We start from the raw sequence: 20,577 nt of genomic DNA on the forward strand, positions 1-20,577 counted from the left end.
ACCGGCCCGTCGGTTTTTTAAGACCAATGGAACCAATTTATACCACGATGATGAAAAAAATTTTTATAGCATTACTCCTATGCTGCACGATGCAGCTACACCTTGTTTCCGCCCAATCGGCGGAGGTTCAGCAGTTACTGCTTAATGTAGAAAAGCTAGCCCAGTTAAAACAGATATTGACCGATCTGAAAAAAGGTTATGATATCGCCAGTGCCGGCTACGGTAAGATCAAAGATATCTCGCAGGGTAATTTCGGTATCCACGAACTCTTTCTGGACGGACTGCTTACCGTAAACCCGAACCTAAGAAAATACAGGCGGGTAGCGGATATTATCAGTTACCAGGTAAAACTGCTCAATGAATATAAGGCGGCCTATAACCATTTCCGGGCCAGCGGCAGCTTTACCCCGGAAGAGCTCTCCTACCTAAGTAAAGTATATGGCAACCTTTTTAACCGGAGCCTGGAGAACCTTGATGAACTCGCTATGATCCTTACTGCAAGCGAACTCCGGATGAGTGATGATGAACGGCTCTCCGCTATCGACCGGCTCTATGATGATATGACCGAGAAACTCAGCTTCCTGCGGGCCTTTAATAAGAAGACCAGTGTACTCGATGTTCAGCGGCAGCAGCGCATTAAGGAGAACACTCAAATGAAGAAGATCTACGGGGTGAATTAACAACAGGGATAACCTATAAAAAGTGAGATAAGAAAATGTGCAGCAGAAAAATTTTAGGGTTGATTGTCATCTGTACGGTGGCACCCCTGGTATCCCATGCCCAGGGCATGGCCAATAGTGTTTATAGTTTAAATGAAGTACTGGACCGCCTCTTCGATGAAATGTTGCCGCTCTGTGGCCGCCTAATAGGCGTTGGGCGGGTGATTGCAGGCTTCGCAGCATTGTGGTATATAGCATTCAGGGTCTGGAAACATATCGCAAAAGCAGAGTCTATTGATTTCTTTCCATTGTTAAGGCCTTTTGCCATAGGAATGACGATCCTTCTATTTCCCCAGGTTATTGCGCTGATGAATGGTGTACTAAAGCCTGTTGTGGTAGCAACCAAAGCAATGTCCGAGGACAGCCACAAAGCTATATTGTATAACATTGAGCAGCAGGAAAAGGCTGTGAAAGAAACACCTCCCGTAAGCATCTACCCCGGCGGTAATGATGACATGGAAAAATACGAACAGCCCGATGGCAGTTCGGACGAAAGCGGATTCTTTTCCGGGCTTAAGAGCGCTTTTAGCATTTTCAACATCAAGAGCATGATCAAGGTATTCATCTCTGAAGTGATGCAGATGCTCTATGCCGCCGCTGCCCTGTGTATCAATACCGTCAGGACCTTTTACCTTCTTATACTGGCCATACTTGGGCCGCTTGTGCTGGGCCTGAGCGTCTTTGATGGTTTTCAGCATACACTTTCCAGCTGGTTTGCCCGGTACATAAACGTATTTATGTGGCTTCCCGTCGCCAATATTTTTGGCGCGATTACTTCGAAGATCCTCGAAAATATGATGACCCTGGACCACGATTTTTCCAGTAGCGTGGCCTACATCATTTTTATGATCATCTCCATCGTCGGATATACGACGGTCCCCAATGTTGCCGGCTACATCATCCAGGCCGGAGGTAAAGATACCCTCCTCCATAAAGTAAACCAGATGACCCAGACCGCCGGTAAAGCGGCTCTTGCCAGTGTGCTTTAGAAAACCATTTAATGCGAGAAATTATGTTCCGTCAATTGCAAAATATTGATTCGGCTTTTAAACACGTGCGCCTATTCAGCTTTGTGTTAATAGCCGCCTGTATGGTCATCTGTTGTTATGCCATTTTTGAAAGCTATAGGATGGTGACCACCGCGCAGGAGCGCATTTACCTTCTGGCCAATGGCAAGGCCATTGAAGCACTTGCTGCCGACCGTAAAGACAATATTCCTGTAGAAGCCCGTGACCATATCGGTATGTTCCATCATTACTTCTTTTCCCTCGATCCTGATGATAAAGTGATTGAGGCCAATATTAAAAAGGCGCTTTATCTCGCCGACGGGTCGGCAAAGAAACAGTACGACGACCTAAAAGAAGGCGGCTATTATTCAGGCATCATTTCAGGAAATGTAAGCCAGGAAATCGTCGCAGATAGCATAACGCTCAACATGGATGCCTATCCCTATTACTTTAAATATTATGGCGTGCAAAAAATGATCCGGCCAACGGCCATTGTCAGCCGTAGCCTGATTGCTGATGGCTATCTGCGCAATGTTGCCCGTTCGGACAACAATTCTCACGGGTTCCTTATTGAACGCTGGCGCATTTTAGATAACAAAGATCTGGAGGTGCAAAAACGATAGTATATGTGGTTCAGAAAAAATAGAGATAGAACTGAGGATAACCCAGGCCTTTCAGCAGGCTCAAATCGTTTGACGGATGAGGCTGCGGGGTGGATTGCTAAGGGGATTATATCCTTTCAGATGGGAGTTGCCAGGAAACTGGCGAGCTGGGAGAAAAAATGTAACCGGGCGCAGAAGAAAATTGCCCTATTCCTTTTTTGTGGGATTGTTTCCTGTTACCTCTTTTTCAGTTTGAGAGACGCTCTGTCCGAAAAGCCTGGCCAGGCGAAAGGTACGGACCGGGAGATAGGCACGATGAGCGTTCCTCCGCTGCCTACGCCTTTACCGCCCCACAACAAAGGTGATACTACGGTGAAGCCAGTCCTCCCATTACACCGCAATAAGTAAATAATTTTTAATTAAAACATGATAAAGATGAAAACAAATTCAGAACAGTTTTTAAAGAAAAGGAAGTTCCTGCTGGTATTGCCTTTTCTTGTATTACCCTTCATAACCCTCGCTTTTTGGGCGATGGGCGGCGGCACGGGAAGACCGGAAAGCAATGTCCCCGACCAAAAAGGCTTCAACAAAGAGCTTCCTGGTGCCAATCTATCTACCGATCCGGTGGATAAAATGAGCCTGTATAATAAGGCTGCAAAAGACTCGATAAATCTGCATAGTGGGAATAAAAATTTCCCTAGTGAGGATTCATTGCAGAGAATGCCTGAAGATCCGTTCGCTACTGATTCCTACGCCCAAGGCGCAACGGGCATGAACGGATATCGAGGCTATCAAGATCCTAATGAGACTAAAGTAAGGGATCGGCTGGCAGCACTGGAAAGAGCGCTAAGCCAACCATCGGTACAGGGCTCTGGCGATTATAGACAACAAGGCGGTTACAGTAGCGAGCCAGCCTCTATATCAGCCGATATTGACCGCCTGGAAGCCATGATGAAATCCATGTCCTCTGGGACAGCTGCGGACCCAGAGATGCAGGCATTAAACGGCATGCTGGAAAAAATCTCAGAGATCCAGAACCCTGGTCTGGCGCAGGCTAAGCTCAAAGAACTATCAGTCAAGAACAAAGGGCAGGTTTATGCAGTCAGCACTTATTTGCCCAGTAAAGAAGCTGATATGATTGGCCGCAAAGTAGATGTTGCGACAAAGCAGAGTAGCTCAGCGCCAGTATTAGCCGGCAATAGCTTTTACGAAATTGACGGGCCAGTCCTCTCAGATTCGATGCAGACTGCAATACCTGCGGTAGTACATGAAACGCAGACAGTAGTGTCGGGCTCTACGATAAAGATGCGGCTCGAAGAGGACATTTTTATCAACGGGACGCTGATTCCTGCAGGAAACTTCATATTCGGCACCTGTGAAGTCAGTGGGGAACGCCTGCGCGTCCAGATAGAAGGTGTAAGGTTTGGCAAAAGCCTATTTCCGGTATCCCTTAATGTTTATGACCTGGATGCCATCGCTGGCATTCATATTCCCGGGGCGATAGCCAGGGATGCTGTTAAGGATGGATCTGACAGGGGGCTGCAAAGCGTACAGTTCATGAGCCTTGATCCGTCCATCGCCAGCCAGGCAGCGGGTGTTGGCGTGGAAGCAGCGAAAGGGCTCTTTGGCAAAAAAGCAAAAATGATCCGCGTAACCGTGAAAGCAGGCTATCCCATTTTGTTAATGGATGATAAAACCCTGCAACAACAATCCAATTAGTTTAACTAAATCAGTCGACGATGAAATATCTGATCTTAATATGTGTTTTCTTTTCTACGATAGTAGTAAAGGCGCAGGAAATTTTAAATCTCAATAACAACACAATCATTCCAGCTTACAACCTGGATATTAGCTGGCATAAAACAACGCTGCTTATTTTTCCGGCCCCAATAAAAAGTGCAGATCGCGGCGATAGTTATGTCCTTGCTGAAAAGGTGAATGAGGCAAACAATATCTTGAAGGTAAAGGCGGGGCAGAAAGGTTTTGAGCAAAGTAACCTTCAAGTGGTTACCTCTGATGGTAAGATATATTCTTTTACCATAAACTACAACGAAAACGCCGCATCGCTGCCAATTGATATGGGTAAGCAGCCGCCTTATGCACCTATTACCTTTAGGGGCATTTCCTTAAATAGTAAGGAGCTGGAAAGCTGTGGAGCCAAGGCCGCTGGCAGCGTGCCATTCTTGAAAGGTGGACGTTTCCAAAAACATGGAATGACCTTTAGTCTGGACGGGATCTACATCAAAAATGATGTACTGTTTTTTCAGCTGTTGCTAAAAAACGATACGCAGATTCCGTATGATGCTTCATCGCTACGTTTTTATGTCCGTGATAAGAAAACAGTTAAGCGCACGGCTGTGCAGGACAAAGAAGTAATCCCCGTTTATGTCCAGCATACGGGCTCTCCAGAATCCGGCAAGGGTGAGGTGATCGTTGTCGCTTTCCCAAAGTTTACGATTGCCGAAAAGAAATTTGTCACCGCTGAGCTTATGGAGCAAGGTGGTGACCGCAATCCCATTATCCGGCTCGACCAGAAGAAATTGCTAAAGGCCAGACAACTTTAGCGAATATCTTTTAACCATAAAAACACGATCATGGAAAATTCATTAGTGGCGGAAATGATGGACTGGAATAGGCTTGATGGCGTTATAAAGAGTTCATCGGGAAAAGACCCACTGAAAATCCGGGAATATTTAAAGTTGAAATTAGAAGATTTTGATCGGATGGTATCAGTCTATGGGGGCCGTTCCCTTACCAGGGACGAAAAAGCATTCACGATTATATTAAAATATCAGCGTGCAGAACTGGAAAAAGCGGTGTACCCCCGATTGCCCAATCGGCTTCTTCGACGGCTCATCGCATACTTCAGCGAACCAATAAATATAAAGAAGGAGGTTGAGATGGCAACGCTGGCTGGAAGCTTCTCTGATAGGGATCTGGAAATGCTCAGGACAAAACCGGACGCACAAGAAGCAAAACAGGGTGCAGTTGAAACTGTGCGCAGACAACAGTATCAATCAATAAACCTGGGCAAGAGAAAACAGCCCAGGCAAAAACGGAATAGAGGCCGTTCAGTATAGCAACAATATCAAATGACATAAAAATATAAATATCATGAACCAGGAAAATTTTGAAAAACTAACGGAACGGCTATATTACGCTGGCTTCGGTGACAAATTAAATGCCGAGCTGAAAGAAAACCTCGCGGCGGGGAAACAGGAATTTGCGATTAGAGACGCAGCTACTATTGATAAGGACAATGTGGACTATGGCCTGAACTATCGCAAAGACGACAATAAGGACTGGACATACTGGAACACTCTGGACGTGAACTTGACCGGCCCAGGTATTGAAGAGCAAGGTCGCCAGCATACTTTTTTTGCAGATAAAAACATCACTGCAATGGAAGCGCACCGGCTGCTAAAATATGGCGATCTGGTCGGCGTAAATAAGACGCTCTTCAATGCAAACAATGAGAAATACAATACATGGATCAGTGTTGATGTTCATGGTGTAAAGGATCAGTACGGGAATTTCCCACTGAATACCTATCATGAAAACTATTTTAAAAAGCATGATTTCGACATCAGGACAGCCTTGAAGGAAAAGCTTTCAGTGCCGGTTGTGGAGTTGGAGAATAGTAGGAAGATCGATGACATAGAAAAAGACTTCAAAAAGGGCAAACTCCCTGAAGTAACGATCATGCATAATGGAGAACAAGCTACCGGCTACCTTTCTTTAAACTTGAGGGACAGGAAGATTGATGTCTATGATCAGGACATGACGTTGATCGAACGTCAAGGCCAGGCACAGCAGCAGGCACCAGCGGAACAGATTAAGGAAGCTACACCGGAACAACAACCGGACGATGTAAAAAAAAAGCCCATGAACGAACAACAAAGGCCTCCGTGGAACCAACCGAAGAAACAGAATAGAGGACTGAGCCATTAATATGATTTGTCAATAAAGACCGGGTGTAAAAAACCCGGCCTATTTTCAATAAAAACAGAGCGAGATACGTGAAGATGGAAGAAAAAAAAATTAAGACGCCAATTACTTACTACGGTGGCAAACAGACACTTGCCCCGCTGATTATTTCCCTTATACCAGAACACACCCTGTATGGCGAGCCGTTTACGGGAGGCGGAGCGGTATTTTTTCAGAAACCACCCTCCAAGGTTGAGGTCATTAATGATACAAATGGTGAGCTCATGAATTTTTATAAGGTAGCCAAAGAGCAGTTTAAGCCGCTGCAGAAGATGATCCAACGGACACTGCATAGCAGGAATGCCTATCGGCAGGCCGAAGTAGTTTATTATAATCCTGACCTGTTTGATGAGGTCAGGCGTGCGTGGGCTGTATGGGTGATCTGTTCACAAGGCTTTGCTTCCAAAATGGATGGCCCCTTTGGATTTGATAAAACCGACAACACAACTTCAAAACGGATCGCCAACAAGCGGATAAACTTCACAGAAGTTTATCAAAGGCGGCTTGAAATGACTCAGATTGAATGTACAGACGGTCTTTATATAATAAAGAGCAGGGACCACGAAGATGCATTCTTCTATTGCGACCCGCCTTATATCGGTTCAAACTGTGGCCACTACAAAGGATATACCGAAGCTGATTACGAAGCGCTGCTACGCCTGCTATCGGGCATTAGCGGTAAATTCCTTCTATCGTCCTATCCTACAGATATCCTTACGAAATACGCTAAAGAAAATGGATGGTATTCCATCAGCAAAGAACTGTTGATTACAGTAAACGCTAAAGGAGGAAATCCCAAGAAGAAGACAGAGGTATTAACGGCGAACTATCCGATCAATAACCATGGTTAGTATGGAATTCGCAGGTACATAATATCAATTAGCAAGATATGGCAGACATCAAAAAACGCATATTGACCCTAAGTTCGGGGCGCAATATAAAATTATATGGCAATAGCATTGCAATAAACAAGTCATTGGAATTATCGGAAGGCTATGCGCCAAATGTTCTTGGGCTGCAGATCGACGGCATCGGAGAAAAAGCATCAATTGTTCTCAATCCGTTGAAACTTACAGCAGATGAAATACAGGAAATCGCAGACTATAATATTAGATTATGGATGCAATTGAAAGATAATATCAGGCAGCATGGTCTAACGAATTCCAAAATCTTCTATAAGGATGCGGTATTGTAGGCGAAAGGCAAAAGCTATAACTCTTCCCCCATATAGGGGGTATTAAAAATTATGAAAAGAAATAAAGCTATCGGATATGTAAGATCGGCAGTGTACGATCCTACCGGTGAGGTCATTAAAAGGATGACCGAAGAAGTTATCGATTATTGTAAAAGCAACAAACTGGATCTCGACCGCATTTTTATGGACAACGGTGCGAGCGGAAATAATTTTAATCGATTAGGTTGGAGCGAAATGAAAGACTACCTGCAAATTGAACGAGGCAAACTACGTCATTTGGTAGTTCCGGATTTGAGCAGAATCGCTAGAAACTTTTGTTTGTTTAGAGAAGAGATAAAATATTTAAAGGAAAATTTTGGGTTAAAAATAAAGCCGATAAACTATCGGCAAATGAGTTTGGCACCGGAGTCCTTGAAAAAAAGCAGAGCGCTTAATGTTGAAAAAGGAAATAGAATGAGATAGTGCTCTTATCTGGTTGAATCGATCAAACATTGAGTATAACTGGTCATGTGAGTGCAGTCTACTGGACAAAAAAGGCTTCTAAAAGAAAATGTAGGGAGGGGAAATGAAACAAATTAATCCAGAGTCAGTACAAGAATTTCTAAGAAAGCGGGGAGTTGAGGTTACCATTGAACAGGCAATTAAGATTTATGATTTCATGTTGATGATTGCCAGGATATCAGTTACAAAATTTTTGGAGCAGTAGAAAGGGAGGAGCTTGAATTATGTTGATTGCAGATTTATATATTAGGGTATCCACGGATGAGCAGGCTGATAAAGGATATTCGCAACGCGACCAAGAAGACCGGCTTAGGAAGTATTGTGAGCATAATAATATTAGCGTAAATAATATTATCTGGGAAGATCATTCCGCTAAGACATTCCAGCGTCCAGAATGGTCAAGATATCTTTTACATCTCAAGAAAAATAAAGGTAAGTCCGATATTGTTCTATTTACAAAATGGGATAGATTTAGCCGCAACGCAGGAGATGCTTATCAGATGATAAGCATTTTGCGTAAATTAGGGGTTGAGCCTCAGGCAATCGAGCAGCCCTTGGACATGTCAATACCAGAAAGCAAGATAATGCTTGCTGTATACCTGGCTACGCCAGAAGTCGAAAATGACCGCCGGGCAATTAATGTTCTTAACGGTATGCATAGGGCGCGAAAGGAAGGCCGCTGGATGGGGCCCGCCTGTGTTGGATTTAGAAATATGTCTTATGAAGATGGTCGTAAGTATATTGCTGCAAAAGAGCCTGACGCCAGCATAATGAGGTGGGTATTCAGCACTCTTGGTGACGGGGTATACAATACCGAACAAGTATGGAAGCAAGCTCTGAAAAAAGGACTGAAATGTAGTAAGAACAATTTTTGGCTTGCCATTAGAAACCCTGTATACTGTGGGCGGATAGCGGTTCATGCTTATAAAGACGAGCCGGCCCACGTCGTAAAAGGGCAGCATGAAGGGCTAATTTCTGAGGTACTTTTTTATAAAGTACAGGATATTCTGAATGGGCGGAAGAAAAAGCAAAGAACAAAAATGGTGGCGGATGATCAGCTACCATTACGGGGCTTCCTTAAATGTCCGAAATGTGAAAGAGTACTCACGGGGAGTGCGTCGAAAGGGCGCAATGGCTATTATCATTATTATCACTGTGTGTCAGCTTGCGGATGGCGTATTAAAGCTCCGATCGCCAATGAACGGTTTGTAGAGGAACTAAAAATGCTGGTTCCCGATCCCTCGATGGCAGATTTATTTAAGGAGTTTGTCCTGCATGAGTTTAAAACTGCAACGAAGTATGAAAAGGATGAATTCAAGACTACAATGGAAGAAATTGAGGAGTTGACGAAACGGCTTAATAATGCAAGGAACAAAGTTTTTGCTGATCAACTCGATCCTGCTGATTTCAAGATTATGAAGCTTGACTGTGAAAGCGCCATTGAGAAACTTGAACGAAAGCTTGTAGGGTTAAAATCAAACAAACCGAAAAGCATTGACAGCCTTCTTGAAACGGGTATTGAGACCCTTTTGCAATTAGATCAATTGTATATCGATAATGGAATTGACGTGAAGCGTGAGATAATTGGTTCGATATTTCCGGAAAAATTGACGTTTGATAAAACACATTATCGAACCGCAAGAGTCAATGAAGCACTTAGGTATATGTACCTGATAAATAGGGACTTACTGGTACAAAAAAAAGGTACAAGTGACATTTCTGACAACTTGTACCTTCCGGCGGAATGGACGGGACTCGAACCCGCGACCTCCTGCGTGACAGGCAGGCATTCTAACCAGCTGAACTACCACTCCTTTTGTTCTTCTTTAAAGTTCGAACCTCTTATCTCTTTCGAGGTTGCAAATATAGAGACTATATTTTAATTCGCAAACTTTTTTTTCAAAAAACACATAACTCACTATCCTACAGCGCCTTCCTGCATCTTTTCTGCATTTTCAGCAAACTGAAGGGCACTAATAATCTCCTGAATATCGCCATCCATAATAGACGGAAGGTTGTACATCGTTAATCCGATACGGTGTTCAGTAACACGGCCCTGCGGATAATTGTAGGTCCTGATCTTAGCAGAACGATCTCCTGTTGATACCATTGTCTTGCGTTTTGCAGCAATATCACCATTCTTTTTCTGCAATTCGATATCATAAAGCTTGCTACGCAACATCTCCATCGCAATAACACGGTTACCCAATTGCGAACGTTCCTGTTGGCAAACCACCACCAAGCCAGAAGGTTTATGTGTTAGCTGCACCTTAGTTTCTACCTTGTTTACATTCTGTCCACCGGCACCGCCTGAACGCGAAGTTTGCAGTTCAATATCGGCAGGATTAATGTAAAGATCAATTTCTTCTGCTTCTGGTAAAACCGCTACAGATGCCGCCGAAGTATGTACACGCCCTTGAGTTTCAGTATCTGGCACACGTTGCACACGGTGTACGCCACTTTCGTATTTTAACTGACCATAAACATCATCGCCACTCACTTTTAAGATCACCTCTTTATAACCACCGGCGGTACCTTCAGTTACATCAACGGTTTCTACTTTCCATCCCTTAGTTTCGAAATAACGGGTATACATGCGGTATAAATCGCCGGCAAATAAAGCCGCCTCATCTCCACCGGTACCACCACGGATCTCGAATACCGCGTTCTTCGCATCTTCAGGGTCTTTAGGAATCAACATCAAACGGATATTGCTTTCCATTTCTTCCTGTTGTTTTAACAAAAGATCGAGTTCTTCTTTTGCCATCTCACGCATTTCAGCATCTTTCTCAGTAGCTAAAATTTCTTTGTTGGCATCAATATTACTCATCACATTTTTGTAGATTTTATATTCATCTACAATCTTGCCCAAGTCTTTATATTCTTTATTTAAAGCCGCAAAACGTTTCATATCCTGAATTACATCCGGATTGCTCAACGATTCTTCCACATCTTCCCAACGCAGCTTTATAGCTTCTAATTTATCTAACATATTTATTCTTGTTGAAATTTCCTGACGGTCGGTATAGGCCCAAAAATTCAGGAAATGCAAAAATAAGGAAAAAAGCTGAATTAGTTTGGAAAGGAAGGATGGTTAATTGGTCAATCCTTTAACCATAAATGGAAATTGCGCTAGTTTAGTTAGAAAATGAAAGGTTCTGTACTTATGGCAGCCGATAGCCCCGCTATCACTTCAAGTCCTCACTCGTTCCTCGCTCCGGGCTTTCCGTTCTATCTGGTTTAGGAACAAAGAACAGTGCATTTTAGGCATCATGCAGCCTCAAATAGAAGTAGAAACTGATGTATCTAAACGGGATTGAAGTGGCAGCTCCCGATTCTTCATCGGGACTACAACGAAAAGCCCAACGAACATTAAAAAAAGCTACAGACACTGCTTTCCAAACGAGAAAGTTCTTCATCTACCCTGCAAGTATGAAAGGAATTTATCGTATTATCAAAAAGGGGGTTGAAAACGAACAGTTCTGTACCCGTGGCAGCCGATAGTCCCGCTATCACTTCAAGTCCTCGCTATGCTGTGGGCTTTCCGTTTTATCGGGTTTAGCAACAAAGAACGGTGCATTTTAGGCATCATGCAGCCTCAAATAGAAGCAGAAACTGATGTATCTAAACGGGATTGAAGTGACAGCTTCCGATTTTTCATCGGGACTACAACGAAAAGCCCGACCAACATTAAAAAAAGCTACAGACTTCGCTTTCCAAAAAATGAACTTAAAAATTAAGCATCTGGCTTGTAATACTCCAATTTTAAATCCACACCATCAAAAACCCCATAAGAATTATAGTTGAGCCATTCGCCAATATTAACATACCGGCTCCCATTACCCAAATCGATATCGAGCGGCAGGTGCCTGTGTCCGAAAATAAAATAATCGAAATGCTTCTTATGCAATTGCTCTTTGGCATAAATGGCCAGCCATTCTTTATCCTCGCCTAAAAAAACTTCCTTCTCGGTTTGTACAGCCCTACTACCCTGGCTCCAGCCATTGGCAATACCAATACCTAGATTCGGATGCAAACGGGCAAACAACCATTGGCAAAACCTGCTTCTAAAAATCTTTCTTAAGAATTTATATTTGTTATCCCCTGGCCCTAAACCGTCACCGTGGTGCAGGTAGAATTTCTTGTCACCCCTTTCAATGATCATTTCATCGCTGATGATTTCCATGCCGATTTCCTGCGTGAAATAATCATGCACCCACATATCATGGTTACCTTTAAAAAAATAGATTTTTATTCCGGCATCGGCCATAGCCGCCAATTTACCCTGTAAACGGATAAATCCCTTCGGAATTACTTTAGCATACTCGAACCAGAAATCGAAAATATCGCCCATTAAAAATAGCTCACTGCAATTCGGCTCAATAAAATTCAACCAACTTACAATACGCGCTTCACGGGCACGGCTTTCGGCATAATTTGGCGTGCCTAAATGAAAATCGGAAGCGAAATAAATATTCTTAACCATGTACAAATTCAAAGGTAAGGCAAAAAGCTGAAAGACTATAATCTGTGCAATCTCAAAATCTGTGTAATCATCCCGTAAGGAAAAAGCTTAAAGACTAAAGCAGAAAGACCAAACCCAAAGACTAAAGCAAGAACGCTAAAACTAAAATCGCCTTAACAAATCTGTGAAATCCTAAAATCGGTGTAATCAACCCGAAGGTAAAAACCCAAAGACTAACATAACGAGCCAAATTCCGTGTAAATCTGCGTTTCCGTGGCAAAAAACTTAATGCCCTTAATTTCTCAATGGTGAAAACTCCCTAAGGAAAAAGCTTAAAGACTAAAGCTTAAACCGCCTTAATCTGTGAAATCCTAAAATCTGTGCAATCACACCGAAAGGAAAAATCTGTAAAATCTCAAAATCTGTGTAATTAATCCAAAGGAAAAAAAGACATATATTAGTAAACAAATCTTATTAAAGATGAAAAAACAAATTCTATTAAGCTTATTTGCATTAAGTCTGTTTGCCTGTAACCAGGGCAAAAAACCAGCAGAAAAAATAACATTGATGAAATACCCTGAAACAAAAAAAGACAGCACAAAAGATAATTATTTCGGTACCATAATTGCCGACCCTTACCGATGGTTAGAAAACGATACCTCGGCTGAGACAAAAGCCTGGGTTATAGCCGAAAATAAGGTTACCCAAAACTACCTGAAGCAGATCCCTTACCGTGCTGACATTAAAAAGCGCTTAACAGCATTATGGAACTACCCTAAAGAAAGTGCACCATTTAAGGTTGGCGAATATTATTTCTTCGCCAAAAATGACGGGCTTCAAAACCAAAGCATCTGGTTTATTAAAAAAGGGTTAGATGGCAAGGAAGAAGTTTTTCTCGATCCAAATAAACTTACAAAAGACGGAACGGCAGCCATTTCGATTTTGGGCTTCTCTCACGACAAAAAATACCTGGCCTATTCGGTTGCGCAAGCAGGATCAGACTGGAGCAATATTTATGTAATGGAAATAGCCAGCAAAACCAAATTAGCTGATGAACTGAAATGGACCAAGTTCTCTGGCGCAGCATGGAAAGGCGATGGTTTTTATTACAGTAAATTTGATGAACCTATTAAAGGAACTGATCTTTCTGCCGCCAATAAATATCAAAAAGTATATTTCCACAAATTGGGCGATCAGCAGCAAAATGATCAATTAATTTTTGAAGATAAAACCAATCCAAATCTATATTTCGGCGCCAATGTAACCGAAGACGAACGCTTTCTGGTGGTTTACGCCAGCGCAGGCACCTCAGGCAATGCATTATTCTATCAAGATTTAAAAGCACAGGGAAGCAAAATCGAATCTTTGATTAAGGGTTATGAAAACAACCACAGCGTTATTGATAATATTGGCGATAAGCTATTGGTAAATACCGATCTAGGCGCTGAAAACAAACAGGTGGTTTTGGTCGATCCAAAAAATGCAGATCCTAAAAATTGGCATAAAATCATCCCCGAATCTAAATTGGCACTAGAAGGTATTGGAACTGGAGGAGGATTTCTATGGGCATCCTATCTAAAAGATGCAAGCACCAATATTATACAGTTTGATTTAAGCGGAAAGAAAATCGGCGAAGTAAAACTACCCGCAATTGGCACTGTTGATAGCTTTGGCGGCTATAAAGAAGATAAAGAATTCTTTTACAATTTTTCTAACTTTACTACTCCAGGTACCATTTACCGTTACGATGTAGACAAGGCAGAGTCTGTATTGTATAAAAAATCGGGTTTAAAATTTAATACCGAGAACTACGAAACCAAGCAGGTATTCTATCCATCAAAAGATGGCACAAAAGTACCTATGTTTATTGTACATAAAAAAGGGATCAAGCTTGACGGCAACAATCCTGTTTATCTTTATGCATATGGTGGCTTCCAAGTTAGTTTAACGCCTGGGTTCAGTCTTTCACGTTTGTTGTTTCTAGAGCGTGGTGGCATTTACGTTCAGCCGAGTTTACGTGGTGGAAGCGAGTATGGCGAAGCCTGGCACAAAGCCGGAATGTTATCGAAAAAACAGAACGTTTTCGACGATTTTATTGCTGCAGCCGAATACCTGGTTAAAGAGAAGTACACCAATCCATCTAAAATCGCTATTTCGGGCGGTTCGAACGGCGGACTGCTGGTAGGTGCCTGTATGACCCAAAGACCCGATCTTTTTAAAGTGGCTTTACCTGCTGTTGGTGTTTTAGACATGCTGCGCTACCATAAATTTACGGTTGGCTGGGGCTGGGCAGTTGAATATGGTAGCAGTGATAAAAAAGAAGATTTCGATTACCTGATTAAATATTCGCCGCTCCATAACCTAAAAAGCGGTGTTAATTATCCGGCAACATTAATCACAACAGCAGATCACGATGACCGCGTAGTACCTGCACATTCATTTAAATTTGCAGCAACCTTACAGGATAAATACAAAGGCGAAAACCCGGTTTTAATCAGGATCGAAACCAAAGCAGGCCATGGTGCAGGCAAGCCAACAACGAAAGTGATTGAAGAAGCGGCTGATGTATGGAGCTTTGTGTTTCAGAATTTAGGAATGAGTTGGTAAAATTCGATGCGTCACCCTGTCCCGATTTTATATCGGGATCAGGGTCTAAGTAGCAAGATAGATGCTGATCCCGAACATTCGGGACAGCATGACGATCTACCGAGAATATAACAATAATCATTTCCCACTAAATCCATAGACCAATTATAATTTGCTTTAAACCGCTAAAAACCCTTAACTTTTGTTTTTACCCAACGCAAAGCATATAAAATATTGAATACAACAGGATTACAAAATTATCTAGAATATTTCTAAATAGCAGGATTGATAATACTTTATTTTGTAACTTTGCGTCAAATTTTTTTTAATGATCACTACTGATATAGCCGTAATAGGCGCTGGTCCGGTTGGCTTATTCGCCATTTTTGAAGCCGGTTTATTAAAAATGCGTTGCCATTTAATTGACTACCTGCCTCAGGTTGGTGGTCAGCTGTCTGAAATTTACCCTAAAAAACCGATATACGATATCCCAGGTTATCCTTCTGTGTTGGCCCAGGAACTTATCGATAACTTAATGGAACAGGCAAAACCTTTCCATCCAACGTTTACTCTAGGCGAACGTATTGAAGGTTTAGAGAAGCGTGGCGAAGCAGATTTCGTTTTAACGACCAATATGGGTACTGTTATCGAAGCTAAAGTGGTGGTAATTGCCGGTGGTTTAGGTTGCTTTGAGCCGCGTAAACCTGCTGTAGAAAATTTAGAGAACTTTGAAAATGGTAAAGGTGTAAACTATATGATCCTCGACCCGGAGAAATACCGGGATCAGAAAATGGTGATTGCCGGTGGCGGTGACTCTGCTTTAGACTGGACCATTTACTTAGCAGAAGTTTGTTCTGAATTAACTTTGGTGCACAGAAGTGAGAGTTTCCGTGGTGCGCCAGATTCGGTTGCTAAAGTAATGGCATTGGCAGAAAGCGGTAAAATCAATTTGATTTTAAATAGCAATCTTCAGGCGGTACAGGGAACCGACAAATTAGAACAAGTTGAAATTGTGCAGAACCGTACCATGGAAAAAACGGTTGTTGAAGCTGATCACTTAATTCCTTTGTTTGGTTTGAGCCCTAAATTAGGTCCGATCGAAGATTGGAACTTAAATATCAACAAAAGTGCAATCGAGGTTAACGTTGATGATTATTCGACAAACATCCCTGGAATTTATGCTATTGGCGATATCAACACTTACACCAATAAACTAAAATTGATTCTTTGTGGTTTCCACGAGGCTGCATTAATGAGCCATAGTGCTTATTCTTACATGAACCCAGGTGTGAAATATACCATGAAATATACAACTGTAAACGGAGTTTCAGAATTTTAAGCTTTCTACTATATTTGTGAATCAATATAAGTAAGCTAAAAAATGGAAAACAATATTAATATATACATGCAAGAGCCGGATGGCTCGGTTACTGAACACGTTGCACCAACCGACATGGGTTTAAGCCTCATGGAGTTTTTAAAAGCATCAGAGTACGATATTCTAGCTACTTGTGGCGGAATGGCCTTATGTGCTACCTGCTGCGTTGATGTGTTAGAAGGCGAAGAAAAACTTAACGAAATGACAGATGATGAGTATGCCATGTTAGATACTTTGCCTGATCTGTTACCAAATTCGCGTTTAGCCTGCCAACTGCAGTTAAACAACAATATGGATGGATTAAAAGTGAAATTACACGGCGTAAGCTAAGTTATAAAACATATTAAAGAGAAAAGGCGACACTTTAGGTATCGCCTTTTCTTGTTGGTATCGTCATTGCGAGGTACGAAGCAATCTTAAAGTGTTGGCCCAAAAACTAGCCGATGTTTTTTTGGAAATGTGGGGTTCTGTTTTAATGGCCAGAGCAGTCCTGCTATCGCTTCAAGTCCTCACTCGTTCCTCGTTGCGGGCTTTCCGCTTTATCAGGTTTAGAAATGAAGGGCTTGTTATTAGAAGCAGCAAAGACCTATCAGGTTTCGAAAACCTGATAGGTCTTGTAATTCTGTTAGTCGAGATTTGCAATCTCGACTTTGAGTTTCCCCACCCAGGATTAAAAACCCTAAGTTCAGAAGACGGGATTACAAATCCCGACTAGCAATTTTCTATTGAATATTTACTTTCTGCTTTTCTACATTCCAGCCATATACCTCCACAGCTAAATTACTTTGTTTCCCTGTATATTCTACCGTTACGATTTTACTTTCTCCGGGTAAAATACTTACATAGTTATCATCATAAAAAGCAGGAAGTACACGTTCACCAGTATTGCCATTTATTAAAGCAACACGGTTAAAAAATGCCACAGGATTTCCGTTTGCATTGCTCAAAGTAACTGCCACCTTACCGTTTTTCTGATCAACTGCTGCAATTTTTATTGGCGCTTGTTTGATGCTTTTTAAACCCGAATATTCACCATCCTTACCTGGAAGCCAGTAAATATTCTCACTTAAAATATTTTGCTTTTGATCTAAAATCCTAAGCGAAACAAATACACCTTCTTTTTTATCCAGCTTGGTTAAGAACTCGTTCATAGGAAAAAGTCTTCTCACCGAAGATGGACCAACCGAATTGAAAGCCTGAGCGTAGAAATAATCTTTTCCGTCCATATCATAAGCTTTCGCTTGTACCATCAGGTTATTTTTGGTGCTAAAGCCATTGTTTACAATGGTAACCATGCTATCCAAGGGATTCATCATCACATGCAAAGGTTCACTTCCTTTCCTTAAGCCATATAAACAGGCATTAGGATCAAGGTAATAATCGTACATCTGTCCACGCATGGCTGTCCAGGGGTTTTGGGTTTTCCAGATGATAGAACCGGTATACCAGTCCCACATTTTGTTCGAGAAACCCTCCATTAATGCCCTGTATTGATCGTAATTGGCCAATTGAGCCTTCATGGCAAAATCTTCTGCATTTTTTGGCTTACCATACGGATTAAGGTATTGCTCGTAAGAGATGTATTTATGATAATCCCACACCGAATCGGGCTTGGCTTTATATTGCGGCGCAATCAGGTTTTCTTTTGGAATAAAACGGAGCAGGGAAACGTAGTCGCCCACCCCTACCGATCCTACTTCCGAGTTGTAAGGGAAGGTTCTGATACCCCAAAAAGTTTTAATATCCTGTATGCCGTATGGGCCATCACCATTCCCTCCAATGGAATTGAACGACATTTCGTCGCTATTGGAAAAATCGAAAAGTTTTCTCGTTCCATCTAAGCGCTGCAGAATATCGTTCTTTAAAGGCTCCAAAATATCTTCCGGTGGTGTAATCTCATTTCCACCACACCAAAAAGCAAGTGAAGCGTGGTTTCTGATCATCTTGATCTGATCTTCAATCGCTGTTAAGGTTAAATGATGATCATCAGGATAATTTCTTCTCGTCCACTGGTCTTCCTTCTTCATAGGATCTACCCAACGACCGTTGCAATCGCCACTGAACCAAAAATCCTGAAAAACCAGCAGACCATATTTATCGCAGGCGTTGTAAAATTCAGGCCTTTCTAAAATTGCTCCTCCCCAAATCCTGATCAGGTTGAGGTTCATATCTTTATGGTAACGCACCTCAGCATCGTAACGGGTATCGCTAAAACGGAGCATCGCGTCAGAAATAATCCAGTTACCACCCTTAATAAAAATCTTTTGTCCGTTTACAAAAGCGCCCATACTCCTGGTGTGCTCGTTCCAGATATTGTCTATCTGGCGGACACCTACTTTAAGCTGTTCTTGATCTAATACTTGATTGGCCACTACAAATTCGATTTTTACATCATACAGGTTCTGCGGTCCGTACCCGCTTGGCCACCATAACTTAGGGTTGTCGAGCAGCAAATCAGGAAGTTTAACCGTAGTAGTCTTATTGGCCGCAATAGTAGTTGGCTGTTTAACCAATTTTCCGGCAATTTGATATTGTAAAGTACCCGAAATAGCCTGACCTGTAGGGTTTTCTACTTCAACTGAAACTTTAACGGTAGCCGGATTTTGTTTCCCTTCTGGCAAGCGCTTGCCTGGAACCAAGGTAATTACCTGTGGATTCAGGATATTGATGCTTTTTGTTTTCTCGATGGTCACTTTATCCCAAATACCCGTATTACGATCACGCGTAGGCTGAATCCAATCCCAGCCAGCGGTGTATTGTGTGGTTAAACCTTTGGCAATAGTGCCATCACCACCCTGGCCACCGTTCGGGTTACCTGGAAAATCCGGAGGATAAACAATTACGGCCAGCCTGTTTTTCCCGTTTGAAGATAACAGTTTGGTAATGTTATATTGCGCCCTAAGGTGCATCCCAACCTGGGTTTTTGGATTAACTTTTTTTCCGTTTAAATAAATTTCGGCTTTGTAATTTATTCCCCTAAACTGCAACCAAACCTGTTCGTTACCCACAGCGCGCTCTTCAAAATCTTTTACAAACCAATAGGTGTAATAATCGTTGCCGGTTTTATACACATCAGGAATTTTCTCATTGTTCATTCCATAAAATGGATCGGGTACTTTTTTGTTGTTCAGCAAAGTAGTTAATACTGTTCCTGGTACAGTTGCAGGCATCCAACTGTTAATCGAAAAGCCTGTTTTCGAAATTTCTGAACCAGTAGATTTAGCATCTTTGATATTGGTACATACCCAACCCGAATTTAGTTCATAGCGCTGTTGTGCATTTACGGTCAAAACCGAACAGAGTAAGAGAAGTAGGAATATTTTTCGCATTTATTTAAGATATTTTAGTTGATGCTTGTTTATTTTTAATGAGGATGTATATAAATATTGGTGTCATCCTGAGCTTGTCGAAGGACCTTCCACAACGCCGTATAGGGGCGTTTCGACAGGCTCAACGTGACAAATTCTAGATAAACCAGACTTAGAATATAACCTCACTCTTTATTTAGAATTATTTTCCGGATATTGGTCTATCCTCAGGTTTTACACCCCAGGTTGCTGATGGTTTGCAGGCATGATCGAAATATCGCCCAAATCGCCGATTCCGGTACCGCTTAAATGCGTAAGTGCAAAACCGGTAATGGTATTACTAACATAATTATAACCACTGCACCAATCCCACCTTCAAAAATGTTGTTCGGTCCGAGCTGAACTGCACCAAAAGGAACATTTGCACCTACAAAAACGTGACCGTGTTTTGCTGATCCGATTAATGGATCTACATACCGGGTAAGTTTGGGGTTCTGCTGCGCAGCTGCATTAAGAGAGAATAGAGAGGCCGTTAGAAATAGAATAGACGAGGTTTTCTTGAACTGCATGTGTGCTTATAATTTCTTATATTAGAATTTAAAGCCTAAAAGTAAACCGTTTTACGTTTATTTTCTCATAAAGAGGGAAGAATTGTGCTAAAATTAAGTAAAAGCATTGGATTTTGTCAATTATTGGGAGATAACAGCAGGAAAATTGCTTTTAAAACATGTGCAAAAATTAATTAGCCACGGAAACACAGAAAATCACGGAGAAGAAGTAAATTTTTCCGTGTTTTCGTGCTTCCTTGGCAAACATAATGCTTAGGTAT

The 20,577-nt window shown here is 42.0% G+C and carries 16 protein-coding genes, 1 tRNA gene and 2 pseudogenes; 14 read left to right on the forward strand and 5 right to left on the reverse strand.

Going from position 1 to position 20,577, the window contains the following annotated elements:
- Window positions 1–50 precede the first annotated feature (50 nt).
- The 11 genes and pseudogenes from AW17_RS02960 to AW17_RS25330 form a co-directional block, all read left to right on the forward strand.
- A complete protein-coding gene (locus tag AW17_RS02960) occupies window positions 51–680 on the forward strand; it encodes a hypothetical protein (RefSeq protein WP_029274617.1) in 630 nt (209 codons plus the stop codon).
- Window positions 681–715: 35 nt separating this feature from the next.
- On the forward strand, window positions 716–1,708 hold the full coding sequence (gene traJ, locus AW17_RS02965) for a conjugative transposon protein TraJ (protein ID WP_051691602.1): 993 nt from the start codon (window positions 716–718) through the stop codon (window positions 1,706–1,708).
- Window positions 1,709–1,731: 23 nt separating this feature from the next.
- Window positions 1,732–2,349 (forward strand): conjugative transposon protein TraK, encoded by a 618-nt coding sequence (traK, locus tag AW17_RS02970; RefSeq protein WP_029274619.1) that lies wholly within the window; start codon window positions 1,732–1,734, stop codon window positions 2,347–2,349.
- Window positions 2,350–2,763: 414 nt separating this feature from the next.
- A complete protein-coding gene (traM, locus tag AW17_RS02980; protein WP_051691603.1) occupies window positions 2,764–4,047 on the forward strand; it encodes a conjugative transposon protein TraM in 1,284 nt (427 codons plus the stop codon).
- 20 nt (window positions 4,048–4,067) lie between these two features.
- Window positions 4,068–4,892 (forward strand): conjugative transposon protein TraN, encoded by an 825-nt coding sequence (traN, locus tag AW17_RS02985; protein WP_029274623.1) that lies wholly within the window; start codon window positions 4,068–4,070, stop codon window positions 4,890–4,892.
- Window positions 4,893–4,922: 30 nt separating this feature from the next.
- Window positions 4,923–5,408, forward strand: a complete 486-nt coding sequence (locus tag AW17_RS02990) for a hypothetical protein (RefSeq protein WP_029274624.1) — start codon at window positions 4,923–4,925, stop codon at window positions 5,406–5,408.
- Window positions 5,409–5,442: 34 nt separating this feature from the next.
- On the forward strand, window positions 5,443–6,279 hold the full coding sequence (locus AW17_RS02995) for a hypothetical protein (RefSeq protein WP_029274625.1): 837 nt from the start codon (window positions 5,443–5,445) through the stop codon (window positions 6,277–6,279).
- Between the two features lie 74 nt (window positions 6,280–6,353).
- On the forward strand, window positions 6,354–7,166 hold the full coding sequence (locus AW17_RS03000; protein WP_029274626.1) for a DNA adenine methylase: 813 nt from the start codon (window positions 6,354–6,356) through the stop codon (window positions 7,164–7,166).
- 38 nt (window positions 7,167–7,204) lie between these two features.
- On the forward strand, window positions 7,205–7,510 hold the full coding sequence (locus AW17_RS03005; protein WP_029274627.1) for a hypothetical protein: 306 nt from the start codon (window positions 7,205–7,207) through the stop codon (window positions 7,508–7,510).
- 51 nt (window positions 7,511–7,561) lie between these two features.
- The gene (locus AW17_RS03010; RefSeq protein WP_029274628.1) at window positions 7,562–7,972 is read left to right on the forward strand and encodes a recombinase family protein; all 411 of its coding nucleotides are present in this window, start codon (window positions 7,562–7,564) and stop codon (window positions 7,970–7,972) included.
- Between the two features lie 263 nt (window positions 7,973–8,235).
- Window positions 8,236–9,165, forward strand: a pseudogene (locus AW17_RS25330) (recombinase family protein); the annotation flags it as partial.
- 586 nt (window positions 9,166–9,751) lie between these two features.
- Here the strand turns inward: AW17_RS25330 and AW17_RS03020 are convergent.
- The 3 genes from AW17_RS03020 to AW17_RS03035 all read right to left on the reverse strand — a co-directional run bounded on the left by AW17_RS03020 (window position 9,752) and on the right by AW17_RS03035 (window position 12,497).
- Window positions 9,752–9,825, reverse strand: a tRNA-Asp gene (locus AW17_RS03020).
- Between the two features lie 104 nt (window positions 9,826–9,929).
- Window positions 9,930–11,003: a peptide chain release factor 1 gene (prfA, locus tag AW17_RS03025; protein WP_029274630.1), complete on the reverse strand. Its 1,074-nt coding sequence runs from the start codon at window positions 11,001–11,003 to the stop codon at window positions 9,930–9,932.
- A 744-nt stretch (window positions 11,004–11,747) separates the two neighbouring features.
- Entirely contained in the window at window positions 11,748–12,497 is a 750-nt protein-coding gene (locus tag AW17_RS03035) for a UDP-2,3-diacylglucosamine diphosphatase (RefSeq protein ID WP_029274632.1), read from the reverse strand.
- 459 nt (window positions 12,498–12,956) lie between these two features.
- Between AW17_RS03035 and AW17_RS03040 the strand changes: the two genes are divergently transcribed.
- The 3 genes from AW17_RS03040 (at window position 12,957) to AW17_RS03050 (ending at window position 16,770) form a co-directional block, all read left to right on the forward strand.
- On the forward strand, window positions 12,957–15,083 hold the full coding sequence (locus AW17_RS03040) for a prolyl oligopeptidase family serine peptidase (RefSeq protein WP_029274633.1): 2,127 nt from the start codon (window positions 12,957–12,959) through the stop codon (window positions 15,081–15,083).
- A 307-nt stretch (window positions 15,084–15,390) separates the two neighbouring features.
- Entirely contained in the window at window positions 15,391–16,401 is a 1,011-nt protein-coding gene (locus AW17_RS03045) for an NAD(P)/FAD-dependent oxidoreductase (RefSeq protein WP_029274634.1), read from the forward strand.
- Between the two features lie 42 nt (window positions 16,402–16,443).
- Window positions 16,444–16,770, forward strand: coding sequence for a 2Fe-2S iron-sulfur cluster-binding protein (locus AW17_RS03050; protein WP_025141835.1), 327 nt, complete (start codon window positions 16,444–16,446; stop codon window positions 16,768–16,770).
- 392 nt (window positions 16,771–17,162) lie between these two features.
- Here the strand turns inward: AW17_RS03050 and AW17_RS03060 are convergent, their stop codons facing one another.
- The gene (locus AW17_RS03060) at window positions 17,163–19,769 is read right to left on the reverse strand and encodes a glycoside hydrolase family 2 protein (protein ID WP_029274636.1); all 2,607 of its coding nucleotides are present in this window, start codon (window positions 19,767–19,769) and stop codon (window positions 17,163–17,165) included.
- 237 nt (window positions 19,770–20,006) lie between these two features.
- A pseudogene (locus tag AW17_RS03065) lies at window positions 20,007–20,317 on the reverse strand (glycoside hydrolase family 92 protein); the annotation flags it as partial.
- Window positions 20,318–20,577 lie beyond the last annotated feature (260 nt).

The sequence above is a fragment of the Pedobacter borealis DSM 19626 genome, assembly GCF_000708285.2.
Taxonomy (GTDB): Bacteria; Bacteroidota; Bacteroidia; order Sphingobacteriales; family Sphingobacteriaceae; genus Pedobacter; species Pedobacter borealis.